General features: G+C 51.0%; 22 protein-coding genes. 21 read left to right on the top strand and 1 reads right to left on the bottom strand.

The features are described from left to right. Nucleotides 1–16: 16 nt before the first annotated feature. From NATSA_RS04515 to NATSA_RS04550, 8 genes are all read left to right on the top strand, one after another. On the top strand, nt 17–538 hold the full coding sequence (locus NATSA_RS04515) for a chemotaxis protein CheW (protein WP_210510822.1): 522 nt from the start codon (nt 17–19) through the stop codon (nt 536–538). Between the two features lie 178 nt (nt 539–716). Next, nucleotides 717–2,801 (top strand): methyl-accepting chemotaxis protein, encoded by a 2,085-nt coding sequence (locus NATSA_RS04520; protein WP_210510823.1) that lies wholly within the window; start codon nt 717–719, stop codon nt 2,799–2,801. A 157-nt stretch (nt 2,802–2,958) separates the two neighbouring features. Beyond that, the gene (locus tag NATSA_RS04525) at nt 2,959–3,801 is read left to right on the top strand and encodes a CheR family methyltransferase (protein ID WP_210510824.1); all 843 of its coding nucleotides are present in this window, start codon (nt 2,959–2,961) and stop codon (nt 3,799–3,801) included. A 7-nt stretch (nt 3,802–3,808) separates the two neighbouring features. After that, nucleotides 3,809–4,318 carry a chemotaxis protein CheD gene (locus NATSA_RS04530; protein WP_210510825.1) on the top strand — a complete coding sequence of 170 codons (510 nt, stop codon included), beginning with the start codon at nt 3,809–3,811 and terminating at the stop codon, nt 4,316–4,318. A gap of 85 nt (nt 4,319–4,403) precedes the next feature. Beyond that, entirely contained in the window at nt 4,404–4,790 is a 387-nt protein-coding gene (locus NATSA_RS04535; protein ID WP_210510826.1) for a response regulator, read from the top strand. Then, nucleotides 4,780–5,241: a chemotaxis protein CheX gene (locus tag NATSA_RS04540; RefSeq protein ID WP_210510827.1), complete on the top strand. Its 462-nt coding sequence runs from the start codon at nt 4,780–4,782 to the stop codon at nt 5,239–5,241. Before NATSA_RS04535 ends, NATSA_RS04540 begins: the two co-directional genes overlap by 11 nt. A gap of 30 nt (nt 5,242–5,271) precedes the next feature. After that, nucleotides 5,272–6,348, top strand: coding sequence for a protein-glutamate methylesterase/protein-glutamine glutaminase (locus tag NATSA_RS04545; RefSeq protein ID WP_210510828.1), 1,077 nt, complete (start codon nt 5,272–5,274; stop codon nt 6,346–6,348). Nucleotides 6,349–6,377: 29 nt separating this feature from the next. Further along, a complete protein-coding gene (locus NATSA_RS04550; protein WP_210510829.1) occupies nt 6,378–6,758 on the top strand; it encodes a response regulator in 381 nt (126 codons plus the stop codon). Nucleotides 6,759–6,792: 34 nt separating this feature from the next. Here NATSA_RS04550 and NATSA_RS04555 read toward each other — a convergent pair whose 3' ends face one another. Further along, nucleotides 6,793–7,794, bottom strand: coding sequence for a sensor histidine kinase (locus NATSA_RS04555; protein WP_210510830.1), 1,002 nt, complete (start codon nt 7,792–7,794; stop codon nt 6,793–6,795). Between the two features lie 556 nt (nt 7,795–8,350). On the opposite strand from NATSA_RS04555, the gene NATSA_RS04560 reads away from it, so the two are divergent. The 13 genes from NATSA_RS04560 (at nt 8,351) to NATSA_RS04620 (ending at nt 19,959) form a co-directional block, all read left to right on the top strand. Next, the gene (locus NATSA_RS04560; protein ID WP_210510831.1) at nt 8,351–8,695 is read left to right on the top strand and encodes a flagellar basal body rod protein FlgB; all 345 of its coding nucleotides are present in this window, start codon (nt 8,351–8,353) and stop codon (nt 8,693–8,695) included. 24 nt (nt 8,696–8,719) lie between these two features. Then, nucleotides 8,720–9,229, top strand: a complete 510-nt coding sequence (locus NATSA_RS04565; RefSeq protein WP_210510832.1) for a flagellar basal body rod protein FlgC — start codon at nt 8,720–8,722, stop codon at nt 9,227–9,229. 11 nt (nt 9,230–9,240) lie between these two features. Further along, nucleotides 9,241–9,471 carry a hypothetical protein gene (locus NATSA_RS04570; RefSeq protein ID WP_210510833.1) on the top strand — a complete coding sequence of 77 codons (231 nt, stop codon included), beginning with the start codon at nt 9,241–9,243 and terminating at the stop codon, nt 9,469–9,471. A gap of 25 nt (nt 9,472–9,496) precedes the next feature. After that, nucleotides 9,497–9,808, top strand: a complete 312-nt coding sequence (gene fliE / locus NATSA_RS04575) for a flagellar hook-basal body complex protein FliE (protein WP_210510834.1) — start codon at nt 9,497–9,499, stop codon at nt 9,806–9,808. 11 nt (nt 9,809–9,819) lie between these two features. Continuing rightward, nucleotides 9,820–11,457 (top strand): flagellar basal-body MS-ring/collar protein FliF, encoded by a 1,638-nt coding sequence (fliF, locus tag NATSA_RS04580; protein ID WP_210510835.1) that lies wholly within the window; start codon nt 9,820–9,822, stop codon nt 11,455–11,457. A 15-nt stretch (nt 11,458–11,472) separates the two neighbouring features. Then, nucleotides 11,473–12,516, top strand: a complete 1,044-nt coding sequence (gene fliG, locus NATSA_RS04585) for a flagellar motor switch protein FliG (protein ID WP_210510836.1) — start codon at nt 11,473–11,475, stop codon at nt 12,514–12,516. Continuing rightward, nucleotides 12,494–13,189, top strand: a complete 696-nt coding sequence (locus tag NATSA_RS04590) for a FliH/SctL family protein (protein WP_210510837.1) — start codon at nt 12,494–12,496, stop codon at nt 13,187–13,189. Before fliG ends, NATSA_RS04590 begins: the two co-directional genes overlap by 23 nt. A gap of 12 nt (nt 13,190–13,201) precedes the next feature. Continuing rightward, the gene (locus NATSA_RS04595; RefSeq protein ID WP_210510838.1) at nt 13,202–14,542 is read left to right on the top strand and encodes a FliI/YscN family ATPase; all 1,341 of its coding nucleotides are present in this window, start codon (nt 13,202–13,204) and stop codon (nt 14,540–14,542) included. Between the two features lie 74 nt (nt 14,543–14,616). Continuing rightward, on the top strand, nt 14,617–15,045 hold the full coding sequence (locus NATSA_RS04600) for a flagellar export protein FliJ (RefSeq protein WP_210510839.1): 429 nt from the start codon (nt 14,617–14,619) through the stop codon (nt 15,043–15,045). A gap of 174 nt (nt 15,046–15,219) precedes the next feature. Further along, nucleotides 15,220–15,780 carry a methionine--tRNA ligase gene (locus tag NATSA_RS04605; protein ID WP_210510840.1) on the top strand — a complete coding sequence of 187 codons (561 nt, stop codon included), beginning with the start codon at nt 15,220–15,222 and terminating at the stop codon, nt 15,778–15,780. Next, nucleotides 15,777–17,930 (top strand): hypothetical protein, encoded by a 2,154-nt coding sequence (locus tag NATSA_RS04610; protein ID WP_210510841.1) that lies wholly within the window; start codon nt 15,777–15,779, stop codon nt 17,928–17,930. The genes NATSA_RS04605 and NATSA_RS04610 overlap by 4 nt, the downstream gene beginning before the upstream one ends. Nucleotides 17,931–17,942: 12 nt before the next feature. Beyond that, a complete protein-coding gene (locus NATSA_RS04615; protein WP_210510842.1) occupies nt 17,943–18,623 on the top strand; it encodes a flagellar hook assembly protein FlgD in 681 nt (226 codons plus the stop codon). A gap of 94 nt (nt 18,624–18,717) precedes the next feature. After that, a complete protein-coding gene (locus NATSA_RS04620; protein ID WP_210510843.1) occupies nt 18,718–19,959 on the top strand; it encodes a flagellar hook protein FlgE in 1,242 nt (413 codons plus the stop codon). Nucleotides 19,960–19,999: the final 40 nt, after the last annotated feature.

Consider the following 19,999-nt stretch of genomic DNA (forward strand, 5'->3'; position numbering starts at 1 on the left):
AGCAAAGGTGAATGCTATGGATGAACAAAACAACGTGCAAAACGAAGAAATGGAGAAAACGGTAGAAGGCGGGAAGTTTCTGACGTTTTATCTCGGCGAAGAGGAGTATGCCATAGAAATCCTGAAAGTGCAGGAGATTATCGGGCTGATGTCGATTACACCGGTGCCGAACATGCCTGCCTACATCAGAGGTGTCCTCAATCTGCGCGGGAAAATAATTCCTGTCATGGACTTGCGGTCGCGTTTCGGCCTTCCCGCGGTTGATGACACGACAGAAACCTGTATTGTGGTTATTCAGGATGGTCAGTACCGGATGGGCACGGTGGTGGACAAGGTTTCCGAGGTAGCCAACATTGACGGTGGTGATATCGAGGATGTTCCTTCCTTCGGCAATAACAAAAGCAGTGAATATCTGGCTGGAATCGGCAAGCAGGAGGATTCGGTCAAATTGATTCTGGATGTTACAAGGGTTCTTTTTGATGTTCCTGAAGAGCTGAAGGGGAAAAAGGAGAAGGAAACGGCTGCTGCCGAGGCTTGACGGCAGGAGTTTGATGCTTTCCGGATATGTAAAATCTGTCCGGACGGAGTTGGTACAGTTTGCCGGAGGTGCTGTTTCGATGGCAAAAAATCTGACAGAATGTTCTGAGTATTGATAGAGGGTTTAAAGTCAAAATAGATGTATTAGTCATTCAATTAATGTTAAAGAGGGGGCAATTATGAAAGGTAATAACAAGAGTTCCGTTGAGCAGGGAAAGAAAGGAAGGTCATGGACCATTGGCAAAAAGCTTATTGTGTCATTTCTGGGTGTGGCACTGATTACATTCATTGTAGGCCTTCTGGGTTATGGCGGTGCCGTGCTTAGTGATAATTATATGGAAGAAATAGGGGAGGTGCGGTTGCCCAGTGTGGCCAGTTTGCTTCAAATGGAGGCAGAAGCCGAAAATATTCGCGGAACCATGCGAACGCTTAACATCCCCGGACTTCCACGGGATCTGCGCCGGCAGCAGTATGTGCATATAGAGGAAGCCAATCAGCGTTATCAGGAAGCCTGGGATATATTTGAGCCCTTGCCGCAGACAGAAGAGGAGGCAAGGCTGTGGAACCAGTTTGTCCCGGTAGATGAAGAATGGAGCGGGTACACGGATGAGGCCCTTGACCTGGCCCGGCAGTTTGATGACATCGGAATTGCAAACCCGCAGGAGCTGGAGCGGGAACTGGAGCGGTTTATGAAAGACCATTACATGGTGGTTCAGGAGGTGCTGCACATGCTTCATGTAGATCAGCAAACGTTTGCTGGCGGTGATGATCATACCGCATGCAACGCCGGAGAGTGGCTGCCCGATTACCGTACCGACAACCCTGAACTTGCTGCGCTTATCCGCAATTTTGAGGAGCCTCACAGGGCGTTCCACGAAGCTGTCGGACAAATGAAAGAATTGGTGGAAGCCGGCGAGACCGAACAGGCTGCAGAGCTATACGAGGAAGCATTTATTGCAAACATGGAAGCGGTTTTCGGACAGTTCGATGATATGCTTGCTATGGCAGATGAAGCAACAATGGCACTTGAAACTTCACAGGATCTGCTTTTCGGCTCTCTGCAGGAAACACAGGATGAAGCCCTGGATTTGTTGTATGCCCTTGTCAGCGAAAACATGGAAATTGCAGCCGGGGAAGTTGAGAGAGCGACAACCAGCTCTGCCGTGGTTCGTGCTTCAACACTTTTCGGTCTGGCCATCGGTGTCATCCTGGCCATTGGTCTTGGTATTCTGATCAGCCGCTCTATTAATAATTCGCTAAGACGCATTATCGATGGACTGAACAGCGGTTCGGAGCAGGTAAATGCCTCTTCAACCCAGCTTTCAAGCTCGAGTCAGCAGCTGTCAGAAAGCTCCAGTGAGCAGGCAGCCGGATTGCAGCAGACAACGTCATCGCTTGAGGAGATGTCTTCGCAGACAAAGCAGACAGCTGAAAATGCATCCCAGGCCGAACAGGCCATGCGGGAAACAGAGCCCAAAGTCCAGCAGGGTATGGAAGCCATGGAGCGAATGTCCAAAGCCATGGGCGAGATTCAGGAGTCTTCACAGGAGACATCAAAAATCATCAAAACCATTGATGATATCGCATTTCAGACCAATTTGCTGGCACTTAATGCTGCCGTTGAGGCTGCCAGGGCCGGTGAAGCCGGAAAAGGATTCGCTGTAGTGGCCGAGGAGGTCAGGAACCTGGCACAGCGAAGCGCCGAAGCGGCAAGTAATACGTCCGAACTCATTGAGAAATCGCAGACAAGCTCTCAGAACGGAGCATCTGTTGTCAAGGAGGTTTCTGAAAACCTGGAAAGCATTAAAGACAGTGTTACCAACGTGAGTACACTGGTTGTTGAGATCTCGGCTGCCGGCAAGGAGCAGGCCAATGGCATATCCGAACTGAACTCGGTAATGTCGGAGATGGACAAGGCGGTTCAGGGCAATGCCTCTTCTTCAGAGGAGACGGCGAGTGCCGCTGAGGAGCTGTCGTCGCAGGCAACAGAGCTGCGCAATATGGTAGGTGATCTTGTGGGACTGGTCGGAGGCACGCACGAACAGAGCTACTCGGGAAACAGAGCGGACATTCGTTCTCAGGCTGACTGGCAGGGCGGCTCGGCAGCAGGTAAAGGAACGGGTTCTTTTGCCGGTAAACTGAAAAAACCTTCGGCAGCTCAAAAAGCTGAAAGAAGTGAGAGTGGTAATGGAAAGACATCATCCGGCAGTAAAGACCCCAAAAGGCTGATTCCACTGGAAGATGACGATCTCAGTGATTTCTGAAATCAATAACACTCCGTATCCCGGTTTCTTTGTCTCCGGAAGTCCGGGGTATGGAGTGGCTTTATTCAGGGTTAATTCCCTGTCTGCCCGGATTCTGACGGTTTGTTGCCGGCATTTTTTTACACAGTAATATCATAACAACTATTATGGTGAATGGATGAAGTTCTTCAATAATCATGCGGAAGATTTGACCAGGCTGGAGCTGCCAAGTTCTGATTTCAACAAGGTACGCAAGCTGCTGCATGATTATTGCGGAATTTATATCCAGGAAGGCAAGGAGGCGCTGGTCAAGGCCCGCATGCTCAAACGGATCCGGCATCTCAAGCTGCGCGGATTCAAGGAGTATCTGGATTTCATGGACAGCGACGAGTCGGGAGCCGAGTTTCTTGCTCTTGTGGATGTCCTCACCACCAACAAAACCAGTTTTTTCCGGGAAAGTCAGCACTTTGAATTTCTGCGGGAGGAGGTGCTGCCAAATACCCGGCAAAGGGATCTGAAGTGGTGGTCGGCGGGATGCTCATCGGGGGAAGAACCTGTCTCCTGTGCCATCACCTGGCTGGAAGAGCAGCCCGATTACGGGAGTGGGTCACTGAAAATCCTGGCAACGGACATCGCACAATCCATGCTGCAGATCGGTAAGAGCGGTATTTATGCAGCGGAAAAACTGCACGGCATTCCGGGTTTTGTCGTAAACAAGTACTTTTCAAAGCTCCCGGAAACCCCGCCGTCATACCGCCTTGATCCGGCAGTCAGAAAAATGATCAGCTACGCCCGGCTGAATCTCAAAGAGTCCTGGCCGATGAAGGGCCCTTTTCATGTAATAATGTGCAGAAATGTCATGATTTATTTTAATCGTCAGACGCAGGAAGAGCTGGTATCACGGTTTCATCGTCTGCTCGAGCCGGGCGGATATCTGTTCCTTGGCCACTCCGAGAGCATGCAGGGCAACAGCTCGCGGTTCAGGAACATCAGGCCGGCGGTATATCAAAAAATCAGGTGATGCATACATGAAGACGATTGTTGGTGTCAGTGATGTAAAAATTTCCAATATAGCCGGTGAGGAGCTGGTGACCTATGCGCTCGGGAGCTGCCTTGGAGTAGCCGTTTACGATCCTGTGGCCATGGTGGGCGGTTTGCTCCATGTGATGCTGCCGCTGTCGAAGGCGGATCCGGACAAGGCCCGGCAAAAGCCGGCAATGTATGTGGATACCGGGTTTTCACAGCTACTGAACGGTTGTTATGATTTTGGTGCCAGTAAGAAAAACATGCATGTGGTGGTGGCCGGAGGTGCTTCCATGAAACAGGCGGGGAACGGCGACTACTTCAAAATCGGGAAACGCAATTTCACTGTTTTGCGCAAACTCTTATGGAAAAACGGATTCATAATTGCCGCCCAGGATGTGGGGGGATACAATTCCAGAACAATGTCGCTCCGGATATCCGACGGACTGGTCACCATCAACAAAAAACCGTTTTATCACCATCAGAATACATACTCCAGTACATCCGGTTTTTAATGACACTGACAGGCACCCGGATTATGACCCTTTTTAGTTCACTATCAATAATTTATTCACAACCCATAACCAACCGTTCATACAAATGGCATTGCGCGCTTTAATCGTTGATGACTGTTCGGTAACCCGGTTCATGATCGCCAAAACCCTTCGTTTGGGTGATATTGAATTCGACAAGATATACTATGCCATGGATGGCCGCGAAGGGCTGGCCGTTATGGATAATCATCCGATCGATTTGCTGCTCATGGACATCAACATGCCGGTCATGGACGGACGGGAAATGCTGGAAATCGTACGTCAGCGGCCATACGGCAAAAACCTCCCGGTCCTCATCATTTCGTCGGAAAGCAACACCCGGCAGATTGAACATTTTCAGGAAATTGCAGCCGGGTTCATTCACAAACCTTTTACAGTGGAACAACTCAGAAACACGGTCCGAAACACAATTTTGCAGAACTATGAAGAATAGCCTGAACGAAAAAATTTACAGCACGGCAGCAGAAACGTTTGAAATGATGTGCTACATGTTTCCGCTTGAAGAGTTTGAAGTTGAAGAAACCGAAAAAATGGAGGAGTCCGGGTCTGTTGTATCCGTGGTGAATTTTGACGGAGCATCACACGGCGGAATGATCCTGCGCGCATCTCGGGACCTGGTTGATGCCATTGCAGATAATATGCTCGGAAGTGATGATGCCACCGAAGAGCAGAAGCACGGTGCGCTCTGTGAAATCGCCAATATTATCTGCGGGAATGTCGTGCCTGCTTTTTCCGACGGCGAAGAGATCAGCTATATCCGGCCGCCAAGGATAGCCGCACCAGGCGAGCAGCCCCACAGTCTGTTTGACTCGATGAATCACAGCGAAACGGTACGGATTCATCTGGATGAAGGCAGTGCGGAAATATCAGTTTATTACTCCTGAACAGGTACTTATTCAGCATATGGAGATGACATGATCAAGGTTCTGGTTGTAGATGATTCGGCGCTGGTGAGAAAAATTCTCACCGAAGAGCTTAACCGCCAAAAAGATATTGAGGTGGTGGGGACGGCAATTGACCCGTACGCTGCCCGTGACAAGATCATTGAGCTCAAACCGGATGTTCTGACTCTGGACCTGGAAATGCCCAGAATGGACGGTCTCTCTTTTCTGGAAAAACTGATGAAACACTATCCGATGCCGGTGGTGGTTGTGAGTTCTCTGACTCCGAAGAACAGTGAAAATGCGCTGATGGCGCTGCGCCTTGGGGCCGTGGATGTCATCTGCAAGCCCGGCTCAGCCTATTCAACCCAGAATATCTCCGTCCAGATTGTCAAAGCCATCCGGACCGCATCTGTTGCACGCTTTGACAGAACCGCAGTTACGGAGCAGGAGGCCGGAAACGGCAGAGCAGCGGCAGGTGAAGCACCGGTCCGTGAAGCGGGACTCATCCATACAACCAGCAAACTGATTGCCATGGGGGCTTCAACAGGCGGGACCCGGGCCATCGAATTGGTGCTCAAATCACTTCCGCCTGATACCCCCGGCATTGCCATGGTACAGCACATGCCGCCGGTGTTTACAACCACTTTTGCGGAGCGGCTTAATCAGATAAGTCCGCTTGAAGTCCGGGAAGCCCGCGACCGTGACAGAATCTCTCCCGGTGTGGCCCTGCTAGCCCCGGGCAATTACCATATGCAGGTGGAAAAAAGCGGGGCAAGTTATTATGTGCGGATCAAACAGGGTCCGCCGGTACATCATCAGCGTCCCAGTGTTGATGTACTGTTTCACTCCGTTGCCAGTGCGGCCGGTGTCAATGCCACCGGCGTGCTGATGACCGGTATGGGGTCGGATGGAGCCAAAGGCATGCTGGCAATGAAACAAGCCGGGGCGCACAATATCGTTCAAAACGAAGCTACCTCTGTGGTTTTCGGAATGCCCAGAGAAGCTATCAAAATCGGGGCAGCTTCAGAAATTTCGGCACTGGCCGATATTCCCGGTAGAATCGTTGCCAATGTAAAAAAGACTAAAACAGCCCAGAGTCAGGGATAGAAAACTATTTTTAAACAAATCGTACGAAAATGAGTCTGAATATATTAGTTGTAGATGACAGTGCGGTGATGAGGAAAATGATCATCAAAACGCTTAACATGAGCGGCATTCCCCTGGGTAATATCATGGAGGCTTCTGATGGCAAAGAGGGTTTGCAGAAGCTCGAGGAGAACTGGATTGATCTGCTGATGATTGACATAAATATGCCGGTTATGGATGGCATGGAGATGCTCAATCACGTGAGAAGCAACCCGAGGACCAAAGATACACCGGTGCTGATCGTCTCAACGGAAAGCAACGAACAGCGAATCGCCAATTTCTATAAACTCGGTGCCTCTTTCGTCCACAAACCGTTTACCCCGGAAGAGCTGCGGCAGGAGATCAGCCGCATGACGGATATTCCCGCCTGAGATTGTCCTGTGAGCTGACACACGGGAGCTGTTTCTAGCTCATGCCGCGCGGAGGCAGGAGAAGGGTGAATGTTACCCCTTTCTTCCCGGAATTGCTTGTCTGAATTATCGTAATACCCAGTTGCCGGCAAATAAGATAAGCTATGGTCAGCCCGATGCCCATGTTTTGCGGCTTGTTTGTGATGAAGGGTGAAAAAATCCGCTCATTCAGATATTCGGGAACCGGGTCACCATAGTTGGTGACATGAACCTTTAGGGGAGATTCCAAAATGATCTGAACGGGCTTTCTTTTTCCAGCTGTGTGTTCAAGAGCATTTGTAATCAGCAGCTGGAAGAGTTTTTCGATTTTTTGGCGGCTGCTCGAGATCGCCTGCCCGCGGCTATGCTGGCGTATTTCTATGCGCTTTTGTGTTTTCTTGTCCAGGCTTTTGATGTAATCCATGGCAACGGATCCGACGTTGATGCTGCTGACATCGTGCCGGGTTTCGGCCGTGTGCAGGGTTTCGAGTTCATCAAGCATATCGTTCAGCTGATCCATGCCGGAACTGAGCTTGGTAACACGATGCCGGATCTGCTTTGCCATTGGGTCGTCCATGAGCATATCGAGATAGCCCTGCATTCCGGTCATCGGTGACCGCAGCCGGTGCAGCACCAGGCCCACCATATCGCGTGCCGTATGGATTTCCTTCATGGAGGGAAGTCCCGGACAAGGTGAAAGCATGATCATCTCCAGGCTGAGATCCTCCCATGCAAACGTCTGTTTTTCGCAGACAAGCCACTCTTCATCGAAATAGACCATGTTGCAGGCTTCGGAGATCTGCTCTTCATAGCAGAGAATGTTCGAAACCGGAACATTTTCAAGGCTTCTTTCAGGATAAAGAGCAGAAACGGTATCATTTGCCAGCAGAATGGTCCCGTCACTTTTGTTTGTGAGGAATACAGGATTCGGCTGCATGTTGATGAGCAGCTTTAGTCCCTGCATGGATTTTTTTTCCTGCGGGGGGGAGCAGACGGATGCTGTCCGGCCGGATTCCATGCAGGCGCCTCCTGTTTCTGCAGATATGCTGTGATGTATTCTCAAAAAATCGATATCAGAAATCATTCATACAGGACAATAGTAGTGACAAAGAGACGATGGCTGTTCAAATAGTTTCCGGATGCAAGATGCATGCCTTACTGCTTATCAGCCATTATTTGAAAAACTTAAACGGTGATGAAAGACGCGGGGAAAAAATTGCCAGCGCCGTGGCGCTTTTGTCTCAGGCCGGAAACCGGAACCGTCCGATATAAAAAAAGAACACCGGATCATGGAATGGCACGGCAGTTGCTGTAATACAGGGTGGATATAATGAATCCACAGATTCAGTAAAACAGCAACAGCACATTTTGATGTACAAATGAAATGCACATGACCGGGCTGGCGCCCGGACACACAGGCGCATGATTAATCACGGCCATGGAATTACATCTGACCATATAAATCAGAAATTTTAAACAGATGAAATACCCATGGCGGCTTACCGTCACACAGGAGCATGATTATAGCCAACATGGGTACTACATTTGACGTCAGAATCACAAATTATAAACACATGAAACTCATCGACAATCAGCATTCCATACTGTTGGGCAAAACAATGGATGCGCTCACGCTGCGGCAGAAAATGACCTCATCCAATATTGCCAATATGGATACTCCGGGCTATAAGAAACTGAATGTCAGTTTTGAGGATGAACTGCAGCGTGCCCAGGACAAAGGGGGCGTCCGGGCGATGAATACCGTCAATCCGACTATTGAAGAAACAGATGAGAAGCCGGTGCTGGAAGACGAGCTGCTCGAAATGACCGACACGCAGATCCGCGTCAATGTGATGACCCGATCGCTGCGTCACCATTTTGACATGCTCAGAACCGGAATCACCGGTATTAACCGATAACAATAACCTCCTTCCAATACAGCCATGTTACCAGATCGACTTTTTTCATCATTTCAGACAGCGGCCGGGGGCTTGTCGGTTCAGCGGGAAAAAATTGGTGCGGCAACGAACAATATTGCCAACGCCGGAACATCCGCCCCCAATGGATCCGCGGATGTTTACCGTCCGCAATCCGTGCAGACGGGAACAGGGGACAGGCAGGATTTTCAAAGAATGCTGCTTGACAGTATATCCACACTGCGCCAGACACGTCCGGGCCATCATGCGGTATCCGGTGGAAGCGTCAGTCAGGGCAATCCGGGTTCTTCCTCTTCTGATTTTGGTCCGACCGCCCAAATGGTGGAGTCTGACAATTTCCGGCATGAATTTGACCCGAACCATCCCGACGCTGATGAAAACGGGATGGTCAGATACCCCGATGTTGACCTGATTCGTGAAATGACGCAGCTGGTGAGTGCCAATCGTCTGTATGAAGCGAATCTGAGTGCCATCGAGGCAGAAAAGCAGATAATCAAACGATCACTTGAAATATAGAACAGAGCATTATGAATGTCTCATCTCTTATAAACTCCTTTCAGGCACAGGACACCTCGCGCACTACGAGCCTCAGACAGGCAGCGGCGACTGCCGGTCCAGCAAAACTGACGGACGAAGAGTCACGGATGATCCACAGGGAATTTTCCGGAACTGAGGAAATTACATTTTACAACGGAAGCGGCGAGTCAAAGCAGCAGATGGTTGCCGGCAGAGGCCAGCATCTGGATACGATAATTTAAATCTTAAACTCAGGATAACGTCATTATGAGTACGCCATTAGAGCTCAGAGGCTTGCAGCAGCCGTTCCAGGCTGAGCCGGGTCAGGAGCGTCAGCAGTTGAAAACGCCGGAGTCGGCGGACAGTTTTTCCGACATGCTTTCAAGGGCAGTCAATTCGGTAGACGAAACCATGAAAACATCGGAGCAGAGCATCCAGGATTTTGCCGCTGGAAAGACTGAAAATGTTCATGAGGTGATGATCAACATGCAGCGCGCTCAGCTCAGTTTTCAGATGATGGTGGAGATGCGGAACAAAGCCATCGAGACCTATCAGGAAATCAGCAGAATGCAAATATAGGGTAACCGTAAATGGGACGTTTAACTGAATCTTTCCGATCCTTTTTCGAGCCGCTCAGTCCGGCGCAGAAGTCCATTTTTGCACTTCTTGTTGTGGGCCTTCTCACTTTTGTCGGCATGATGTTCTACATGACGCTCAGGCCGGATTATGCGCTGCTGTTCGGATCGCTGCCGTCGGAATCTGCCAATGAAATAGTCGAAGAACTGGAAGAGCGAAATGTTTCCTACCGTATTGAGGACGGCGGGCGTTCCATTTTTGTGCGCAGGGAGAATGTGGACGAACTGCGGATGAAACTGGCTTCGGTCAGCATGGCACATTCTGATTTCAAGGGATATGAGCTGTTTGATGAAAATGCCCTGGGAATGACCGATTTCATGCAGCGTGTCAATAAAAAACGGGCGCTTGAGGGTGAGCTTTCACGTTCCATCAGCAGTCTGGAACAGATTGAGCATGCCCGGGTCCATCTCGTCCTGCCAGAGCGGACACCATTCCAGAGAACCACGGTCGATGCCTCGGCATCTATTGTGGTGAACCTCAAGAGCGGACAGTCGCTCAGTGAACAGCAGGTGCAGGGCATGAGTTCGCTTGTTGCCGGAAGCGTGGAGGGGCTCGATATTGAAGCCATAACCGTGCTGGATCAGAACGGCAACCGCCTGACGGAAGAAATGCACATGGGCACGGCGCTGGCATCCGGCTCCAAACAGATGCAGCTCCGGCAGAAAACCGAATCCTACCTGACCGAAAGGGGGCAGACCATGCTGGACCGGGTTCTGGGGCCGGGCAACAGCATCCTCAGAGTGGCTGCCGAACACGACTTTGAGAAGCTTTCCAGAGAGTCCGACATCATCGATCCGGACAGCAGGGTGATCATATCCGAAGAGAGAAGGTCCGAGACCAACAGCGACGAAGGATTTCAGACTTTGCCCATTGATGAATTCACGCCTCTGGAGCTTCGCGGTGAAACGGTGATGACGTCATCCCGGAACAACGAAAATGTGATTCAAACCCGGAACTACGAAGTCAACACCATACGTGAGCTATTTGAAAAACCACAGGGTGATATCAACAGGCTGAGCGCTTCGGTCCTGCTGAATTACAAGCAGACGGTCCAGGAGGATGAAAACGGGGAGCAGATGGTTGTTGCCGAACCCTATACGGATGAGGAGATTGATGAACTCCGCGGTGTTGTTGAAGCGGCGCTTGGTATCAACGGTGACCGCGGCGACGTCATCACCATTACGCAGCGTGAATTTTACGATCCGATGGCGGATCCGTATCAGCATGTCATGGAGCAGCCGTTTCCCTGGAATCAGGTGTTACGATGGGTGTTGATTGCAGCTGCACTGGCAGCCGTGGCCGCATTGCTATACAACATGTCGCAGCGGTTCCGTGAAGAGAAGCATCCGGTTCTGTTCGGCGAGTTTTCCGGAGGGCAGGATGTGGATGTTGCCGGTGATGGCCAGGAACAAGATGAAGAGGGAATTATGTCTGAAGAAGAAGAGGACTTCTACAACCGCAAGCTGTCGTCAACTGCACGTAAACAGCTTGATGACAAATCATTTGTAACCGAGGAAATCCGGGACTTTATCGAAATGCAGCCGGATGACGCAGCCAATGTGGTTCGGGCAATGATGGCAACAGAGAAATAACAGATCGTTTATACCATGGCAAAAACATTAACGGATTCCGGAGTAGTTCTGGACGATGTAAAAAAAATGAACGGCATTCAGAAGGCCGCGGTGCTGGTGATATCTGTCGGGATGGACACGGCATCCAAGCTGCTCAAGTCACTGCGCGACGAGGAGGTGGAGGACCTGTCCCTTGAAATCGCCAGAATCAAAAACGTAAAACCCGAGGTGATCGAGGCTGTCAACAGGGAGTTTTACGATATGATGATGGCCAAGCAGTACATACTTGAAGGCGGACTGGACTACGCCAAGAACATTCTTTCAACGGCAAGGGGCACAGATGAGGCCAATGACATGTTCCGGAGGCTGGAGGCCGAAACCGGATCCAGCGCATTCGGCGTCTTCCAGGCCAATGAGACCACACAGATTGCCAGCTTCATCCAGAATGAACACCCGCAGGTTGCGGCGCTTATCCTCTCCCAGCTGAAAAAAGAGCGCTCGGCGGAAATCCTTTCCCATCTCAGTGATGAACTGCAGGGGGAAATTTCTTTTCGTCTTGCCTCGATGGACAAGATTTCATCCGAGGTCATTGATGAGATTGAAGAGGTGATCAAGGAGCAGATGGGCGGTGTGGATGCCGTCGGCGACCGTGTCAAAGGCGGTACGTCCGTAGTTGCAAACATCCTCAACGAAGCCAATATCTCGGTTGAGCGCAACGTGATCAAGGATATCGAGGAAAGAGATCCTGTCCTGGCCGAAGAGATCAAGAAGCAGATGTTCCTGTTTGAGGATATCGCTCACTTTGACGACCGTACCGTTCAGGTCATCATTAACGAAATGGACAAATCGGATCTGGTTCTCGGACTCAAGGGCGTCAGTGACGAGCTCAGCAACAAGTTCCTCAAGAACATGTCAACACGCGCTGTGGACATGCTCAAGGAAGACATGGAGGCGCTGGGACCGGTGCATGTGAAGGATGTCGAGGATGCACAGCAGCGGATTATCAAGAAAATCAAGCAGCTTGAAGAAGACGGGCAGATAACCACCCGCAAGATGGATGAAAACGAAATTGTGGAGTAATGCCCTTATGTCCCGAAGAATTATAGACAAGAGCAAATTTTCCTGGAAGGAGGAAGATCGATTCAAGCTGGATTACAAGATGGTCTTCGAGGACAGAAAACCCCTCGAAGAGCCGGAGGTTCCGGACGTGGATCAGATTCTTGAGGCGAAACTCAATGAATGGAACAAGCAGCTTGAAAAAGCGCGTAAGGTAGCTTTTGAACAGGGCTACAAGCAGGGCCGGTCCGACGGGATGAGCCAGGCCCGCGAGGAACTTGATCAGCGCCTCGGCAGCCTGGGCAGCCAGTTTCAATCCGCATTTGAAGCGTGGAAATCCAATGTGGATTTGCTCAAACCCGGGATTCTGCAGCTGGTGTTTGATATCACCGAAGCCATACTGGAGATGCCGGTAACCAACGGTACCATGCGCAACAAGCTGGAGGCGGAGCTTTCGGAGCTGATTCAGGAAGTCGACAAGAAATCCAGGCCGGTACTGTGGGTTTCCGCTGATGACTACGAACTGGCGGAGTCGCTGATCACAGAATACGGTGAAAACACAGGTGTCATTCTGCGTGTCGGTAAAAACTGCAAGCCGGGGGAATATCAGCTGGACACAAACCGGGAGAAGATTGTCCGCGACTTCAGGCAAATGCTTTACGATTTCAAGGATTCCCTGATCCTGCCAAAATCCTGACAGAGTAATACAATGAGCACCAGCACCATATCCCAGCAGTCACTTTCCGGACATTTCGGGCAGATCCGTGATAAGATCCCGCTCATACCATCCGGGCCGAAGCGATACGGCAAGGTGTCAACGGTTATCGGGACCATCGTCGAATGCACCGGATTGCAGGCATGTGTCGGAGAGATTTATGCGATCCATACCCAGACGGGAAAGACCATTCTGTCGGAAGTGGTGGGTATACGCGAGAAAGAAACGCTGCTCATGCCCTATGACCGCATTGAAGGATTGAAGTCGGGCTGTCTGGTGGAACTGAGCAGCCGGCCGATGACCCTGGCCATCGGTGACGATATGCTGGGACGTGTTGTGGATGCTGACGGGCTGCCGATCGATCACAAGGGCGCCATTCTCAACGGCGAACACCAGCCGGTGTATAACGATCCGCCCGGACCGCTGGAGCGGACACGGATTGATGAACCCATGTTTACCGGTGTGCGGGCGATTGATGCGATCAACACGCTGGGAATGGGGCAGCGTATGGGGATTTTTGCGGGCTCTGGCGTCGGGAAAAGTGTCCTGATGGGGATGATAGCACGCCATTCAGCGGCGGATGTGAATGTCATCGGGCTGATAGGCGAGCGGGGGCGCGAGGTGAGCGAATTTATTACCGATGCCCTTGGTGAGGAAGGTCTGAAGCGGTCGGTGGTTGTTGCGGTTACTTCGGATAATGCTGCGATGAGCCGGGTCAAAGGTGCTTCAACCGCAACCGCCATAGCGGAATATTTTCGCGATAAAGGAAAAAATGTCCTCCTCATGCTGGATTCGGTCACCAGGGTTGCGATGGCACAGCGGGAAATCGGGCTGGCATCCGGAGAGCCTCCGACGACCAAGGGATACCCTCCCAGCGTGTTTGCCTTGCTTCCAAAGGTGCTGGAGCGGGCCGGAAAAACGGATAAAGGCAGCATCACCGGACTCTATACGGTGCTGGTTGACAACGATGATATGAATGAGCCGGTAGCCGATGCCGTGCGCTCCATTCTCGACGGCCATATCGTTCTTTCACGGAGACTTGCGCATAAAAATCATTATCCGGCGATAGACGTGCTGGAGAGCGTGTCCCGGGTGATGCCGCAAATTATTTCGCCGGAAGACCGGAGTGTGGCAATGAAGGCGAGAGAGATTCTGGCCACCTACAGGGAGGCCGAAGATCTCATAAACATTGGTGCATATGTAAAGGGGTCAAATCCGAAAATTGACGAAGCGATCAAAAAAAATCCGGGTTTGGAATCATTTTTGAAACAGAACATGGATGAGGCGGACTTCAACAAGGATTTATGGGGTTCGCTGAAGAAGCTCACAAGCTGAAAACAGACCGGCAACACAATTTTTCATGATTTGCATCTGAGTAAAACCAGACAACACAAAATAAAACCAGGCACATGTCCTTTAAATTTTCATTGGAACCGGTACTGAAAGTCCGGGAGCACAGAGAAAAAGTGCAGAGGCAGAAACTTGCCGAGGAGATGAAGCGCAAGCAGCGGATCAGCGAGCAGAAGGAGGCAGTGCAGGCAGACCTCGAGCAGTTTCTGGGACAAAAAGACAAGCACAAAGTCTATGATGTCCAAAAGCTCAGAAACAGCTATGCCCATCTTGAGCACTCTCATAATGTAATGGGAAAGCTGGAACGCGATATGCAAAAAGCCGAGGATGCCATCCACAAGGAGCGCAACAAGCTTGTAACGGCGCACCGCGAAACCCATATCATGGAAAAAGCAAAAGACCGGGAGTTCTCCGCCTGGAAAGAGGATCTGGAAAGAAACGAGCAGAAAGCCATGGATGAAATTGCAACCCAATATTATAACCGATGATAAAATAAGGTCGCGACATTTCACTTCGTGACCTTCGGCTCAAGCGACGTCATAAATCCAAACAATTAAACAGATGAAATACCAATGACAGAGCATAAGCTCTGACACACAGACAAATGATTAAAACTGTCATGGTATTACATCTGTCATTATAAATCGATTTTTTTAAAACAGATGAAAGCATTAAAAATATTAGGAATTGTTGTTGGTACCTTTGTCGGGACATCAGTCCTGATGTTTTTTTTGTATCCGCACATTCATCCTGATCGTGCAGGGGACGTTGAGAAGCTGGATGAGGACCCTCTTATGGCCGGTTCGGTCTGGGAAGGCGATGTGATGAGTCCGGAGGAGTGTGAGAGCCTGCAGTCCGAACTGGAAAGCCTGCACTCCGAGAATGCCGAACTGATGAGCCGCATCGATTCACTGGATAATGAAAATGAAAAGCTGAAGGCAGAATTGGCGGATCTGGAGTCGGCGGAGCCGCAGCCAGCCGATGAGGCCGGCATTCCGGCAGCCAACGGCACTACCATAACCATGGATGACGAAGATTTTGCAGAACGGGTTAAAAGTCTTCTGAACCTGGACGAGGAAGAGCTGGCACCGATCGTACAGAATATGGAAGATTCGCAGCTTGTACGGCTTTACCGGAGTGCCGGAAGCATTCAAAGGGAGAAACTGCTTCGCTCACTTGCCCCGGACCGGGCTGCAAAACTAATGAATGAGGTGATGTCATGAGTCAATTTCCATTAGTGCATTCGAAAAACCCGGTTTCATCGTCTCCCCGTTCAGGTACAGGGATGCCGCCGGGAAGCAGCACCGTGAAAGGGGCACCGGACAATCGTGATGCATCCTGGTCTTCGGTATGGGATGATTACAACAAAAAAGAAAAGAGTGATGACCGTAAGACCGGCAAGGCGGGCGGCCGCGATTACCCGGGAAGCAATCTGACGGATGAAAAAAAGGACAGTCAACAGTCAGCGTCTTCCGGTAAAAACGGTTTGACCGGAGAGTCAGGAAAGACAGGAAACCTTGCAGATATGCTTGCAGCCTCCGGAGTTACCGGATCCGGTTCAGGTGCGGCAGCGCAATCCGGTAAAGCAATACACGGGACGGATGACTCCGGTATCCGGAATCTCAAAGCAGGAATCGAAGGACAACTAAGCAGTAAAGATGAGCTTGATGGGCCGGAAAAAGGCCTGCAGTCAACAGACGGTGCCCGGGCCGGGCTGGGTGTCAATGCTTCACTGGCTTCAGGGATGTTTCGTGGTGAGGCCGAGAAGGGGGAGTTACCCAATGCACAGGATGCAGCAGCGCTGAAGGCCGCTTCAGGTCATGATGCAAAAGCATCCAATGTCGCAGCAAGTCTGGATACACCAGCTGATTCTGAAAAGAAAAAAGCTGATAACAATACCGCCGGCAACGCTGCCGGAAACGCAGGCACTGCAAATGCGCTCACTGCAGCAGCCGGCTCAGGCAAAAACGCTGATGCGGACAAGCAGGCAACCGGACAAATCGACGGCAGCCGCACAAATGGCGGGAGCACCGGTGATTCCGAACGGATACAAAACGGCTCCGGATCACATGGCTCAGCAAATACGGCGGGTCATGCCGGGAATCCGGTGCAGACAATGAACAGCAGTGCGGATTCTCAAAAAAGTCAGGACGGACAACCCCGCACCGGCATTTCCGGCGGTATGAACCTTACGGGCAATCAGGAGATGCCGGCCGGCGGATCAATGAAAGCGGGTACTGACGGAAAAGAAGGTCAGTCTGCAGAGGGGATAACCCGAAACGGAAATTCCGGTAATCAGGCAGCAGATAACACCAGCCGTGACGGATGGAGCTTCAATTCGCTCACCAGGGCATTGGCCATGAAGCTGCAGGCAGCACAAAAAGGCGAAGGGTCCGGTGATCAGGGGTTGCAGGTTGATGACGCGAAAAAGAAGGCGGCAAAACTGTCAGATCAGTCCGGGGGGAATGTCCGCAACGATGAGTTGCTTACAGGAAAAGCAAAAGAAACCACGGAAACAGCTTCATCCGGAAAGGACAAGGCATCTTCATGGGAGCAGAAATTCCGGGCCCTGTTTAACGGCAACGAGGGCAGCCGGAGTCTGCACCACAAAAACCGCCATGCTGATCACATCAATGCACTGAGTCAGCGGAACGGACAGTCCGGCGCGGCACGCCTGCCGTTTCAGGTTGAAGGGGGTACATCTGCCCCGGGTTCTGGTGCAACCGGTACCATCGCTCTGACAGAACCCGTTCACAGTATCAAGCCGGAAAGTGCCGGAGCCTATGGAATAACCGATTCACAGAACAGTTCTGACCAGGACTGGAAAGAGTTCCTGAAAGAGTTTGAGCTTGAAAAAGATCAGGAAGAAGAGCGCAGGGAAGTGAGCGCTTCGCTGTCACGTCTCGGACAGTCTCATCTGGCAAATGCGGATCTTCGCAGGGAAGTCATGCCTGGTATCACCAGAATGGTGCAGCACTCCCGCGAGTCGGCGAAAAGCAGGGAAGGCAGCTGGCAGAACCACCGTTTTCAGCTTGATGATGGAAAAAGTCTGCGGGTTTCGGCAAGGGAAGTGGATGGTGTGCTGCAGCTGAGAATGGGGTCTTCCAATTCGGAACTCAGCCGCATGCTGCAGCAGCATTTCCAGGAGATCAGGGAGCATCTTGAAAAAGAGTGTGACATCAGCATAGAGCTGCACCTCGATGGCGGCGGCGCAGATGGCTTTGCACGGTTTTTCGGTGATCCGGATCAATCTGCCCAGTCCGGGCAGCTCAGGTTTGATGAAGAAGACAAAGCAGAACCGGTGGCCGTAAACAAGGTTGCACCTCAGGCCGTGCGGGATTTTGGATACAATCAAATGGAATGGACGATATAAACAGTAAATGCTATGGAACTGCATAACATAAACTCTCAGACCTCCTCGGCTTTCAAACAGGGGGAAACGGCAAAAAGAAACGAAATGGGGCAGCAGCAGTTCTTGCAGCTGCTGGTAGCACAGATGCGGCACCAGGATCCGGTGAACCCGCTGGAGGGAGCTGAATTCGCGGCACAGCTGGCCCAGTTCAACTCCGTAGAACAGCTGATCAATGTCAATGACGGACTCAAGAAGCTCCAGGAGAGTCAGGATATGATGAGCACCGGACTGACCAACTCCATGGCGGCCTCACTGACCGGCAAAAACGTCAAAGCCATTACCGAAAGTGTGCCCTATACACATGGCGACACTACGGATATCCAATACAAGCTGAGCCATTCCGCATCAGAAGTTGATATTGTGATAATGAATCACGAGGGCAGGGAAGTGCGCAGGGAAACACTGCAGAACGTGTCCGCCGGTGAAAACAACTGGGTCTGGGACGGCGAGAACAACAACGGAAACCGGGTTCAGGATGGCGAATACTTCGTAAAAATCGAACCTAAAACCGATGAAGACACCGATATTCAGGCCATCACCTACATAGAAGGTCTGGCGACCAAAGTCCGGTATACCAGCGAAGGTGTGAAGCTTAATGTAAATGGCATTGACGTTCCCATCGGCGACGTCGAGGAAGTGGGCATATTGCTGTAACACTCATTTTAAATTTTAACAAACAACAACAACGGGCCGCACAGTGCAGGCCCGGCAGTTTCAATGGCTGCAAAATCAAAAACGGAGATACATTATGGCATTAATCAGAGCATTGAATTCAGGAGTCAGTGGTTTGAGATCATTTCAGACCAAAATGGACGTCATTGGTAACAATATTGCCAATGTGGAAACCAATGGTTTCAAGTCTTCACGGGCAAGTTTCGCCGAGCTCATGAATCAGAACATGGGACGCGCGGATGCCGGAGGTGAGTCATCGCCCCAGATGAACAACCAGGTGGGACTGGGTGTCCGTGTTGCCTCCATCGACCGGGATTTCACTCAGGGGGTTATGCAGAACACCGGCCGCGGCACCGATCTTGCTCTTGAAGGCAGCGGTTACTTCCTGGTTCAGGATCAGGCCGAAACCTATATGACACGTGCCGGAAACTTTGTATTCAACAAAGACGGACACCTGGTAGATCAGGGCGGACGCCATGTTCAGGGCTATAACTCCAGAGACGGTGAGATCAATCCGGGCGGAACAACCGAAAACATTTTTGTTGATTTCGATCAGGTGCTGGAACCCAATCAGACCGAAGAGGTTCTGCTGACCGGTAACCTTTCCGGTGAGGCAGGGCAGGAGCGCGTTTTAAATACGACTATTTATGACAACCTCGGAAATGCCCATTCGGTCCTGATGACCCTGGAAAAGCAGGATGAGTTCAACTGGGATTACGAGATCACTTTCCCCGACGGCGGTGACGCTGCTGGCGGCGCAACCGGAACCATCACATTCGACAGTGACGGCAATCTTACATCCGGATCTGAGATTGAGATTGAAGGATTCCAGGATCCCTCCAGTGGTGCCAATGCACAGGATTTCACCATCAGGTTTGGTGATGAGGAGACCGGAATCGGATTCACGCAGTATGCCGGTTCCAACACGGCCAAGGTACTCTCCCAGGACGGCAACGCCCAGGGACAGCTGCTTGATGTTGATATCGACGGAGAAGGACGCCTGCAGGGTATTTATGACAACGGCGAAAACAGGACGCTGGCTCAGGTCGCTCTTGCTGAAGTGCAGAATGACAACGGCCTGGAGATGGTTGGCGGAGGCCTGTTCCGCGCTTCATCAGCTGCAGGTGAAGTTTTTATTAACTCTGCAGACAATATGTCCGATACTACTATTAACTCCGGCTCTCTGGAAGGATCCAATGTGGATCTGGCCAAGGAGTTTACGGAGATGATCACCTCGCAGCGGGCTTACCAGTCCAGTGCAAGGGTTATTTCAACGGCAGATGAAATGCTGATGGAGGCTGTAAACCTGAAGCGGTAATGCTGCCGGAGTGAATTTCTGAAAAAAACATAACAGTCTG

The sequence above is a fragment of the Natronogracilivirga saccharolytica genome (assembly GCF_017921895.1).
GTDB lineage: Bacteria > Bacteroidota > Rhodothermia > Balneolales > Natronogracilivirgulaceae > Natronogracilivirga > Natronogracilivirga saccharolytica.

Coding starts and splice junctions, on each gene's coding strand:
- NATSA_RS04560 (WP_210510831.1), top strand. CDS start 8,351: ATGAAACTCATCGACAATCAGCATTCCATACTGTTGGGCAAAACAATG.
- fliE (WP_210510834.1), top strand. CDS start 9,497: ATGAGTACGCCATTAGAGCTCAGAGGCTTGCAGCAGCCGTTCCAGGCT.
- NATSA_RS04520 (WP_210510823.1), top strand. CDS start 717: ATGAAAGGTAATAACAAGAGTTCCGTTGAGCAGGGAAAGAAAGGAAGG.
- NATSA_RS04615 (WP_210510842.1), top strand. CDS start 17,943: ATGGAACTGCATAACATAAACTCTCAGACCTCCTCGGCTTTCAAACAG.
- fliF (WP_210510835.1), top strand. CDS start 9,820: ATGGGACGTTTAACTGAATCTTTCCGATCCTTTTTCGAGCCGCTCAGT.
- NATSA_RS04605 (WP_210510840.1), top strand. CDS start 15,220: ATGAAAGCATTAAAAATATTAGGAATTGTTGTTGGTACCTTTGTCGGG.
- NATSA_RS04515 (WP_210510822.1), top strand. CDS start 17: ATGGATGAACAAAACAACGTGCAAAACGAAGAAATGGAGAAAACGGTA.
- NATSA_RS04525 (WP_210510824.1), top strand. CDS start 2,959: ATGAAGTTCTTCAATAATCATGCGGAAGATTTGACCAGGCTGGAGCTG.
- NATSA_RS04540 (WP_210510827.1), top strand. CDS start 4,780: ATGAAGAATAGCCTGAACGAAAAAATTTACAGCACGGCAGCAGAAACG.
- NATSA_RS04555 (WP_210510830.1), bottom strand. CDS start 7,794: ATGGAATCCGGCCGGACAGCATCCGTCTGCTCCCCCCCGCAGGAAAAA.
- NATSA_RS04565 (WP_210510832.1), top strand. CDS start 8,720: ATGTTACCAGATCGACTTTTTTCATCATTTCAGACAGCGGCCGGGGGC.
- NATSA_RS04530 (WP_210510825.1), top strand. CDS start 3,809: ATGAAGACGATTGTTGGTGTCAGTGATGTAAAAATTTCCAATATAGCC.
- NATSA_RS04550 (WP_210510829.1), top strand. CDS start 6,378: ATGAGTCTGAATATATTAGTTGTAGATGACAGTGCGGTGATGAGGAAA.
- NATSA_RS04620 (WP_210510843.1), top strand. CDS start 18,718: ATGGCATTAATCAGAGCATTGAATTCAGGAGTCAGTGGTTTGAGATCA.
- NATSA_RS04595 (WP_210510838.1), top strand. CDS start 13,202: ATGAGCACCAGCACCATATCCCAGCAGTCACTTTCCGGACATTTCGGG.
- NATSA_RS04610 (WP_210510841.1), top strand. CDS start 15,777: ATGAGTCAATTTCCATTAGTGCATTCGAAAAACCCGGTTTCATCGTCT.
- NATSA_RS04545 (WP_210510828.1), top strand. CDS start 5,272: ATGATCAAGGTTCTGGTTGTAGATGATTCGGCGCTGGTGAGAAAAATT.
- NATSA_RS04570 (WP_210510833.1), top strand. CDS start 9,241: ATGAATGTCTCATCTCTTATAAACTCCTTTCAGGCACAGGACACCTCG.
- NATSA_RS04535 (WP_210510826.1), top strand. CDS start 4,404: ATGGCATTGCGCGCTTTAATCGTTGATGACTGTTCGGTAACCCGGTTC.
- NATSA_RS04590 (WP_210510837.1), top strand. CDS start 12,494: ATGAAAACGAAATTGTGGAGTAATGCCCTTATGTCCCGAAGAATTATA.
- fliG (WP_210510836.1), top strand. CDS start 11,473: ATGGCAAAAACATTAACGGATTCCGGAGTAGTTCTGGACGATGTAAAA.
- NATSA_RS04600 (WP_210510839.1), top strand. CDS start 14,617: ATGTCCTTTAAATTTTCATTGGAACCGGTACTGAAAGTCCGGGAGCAC.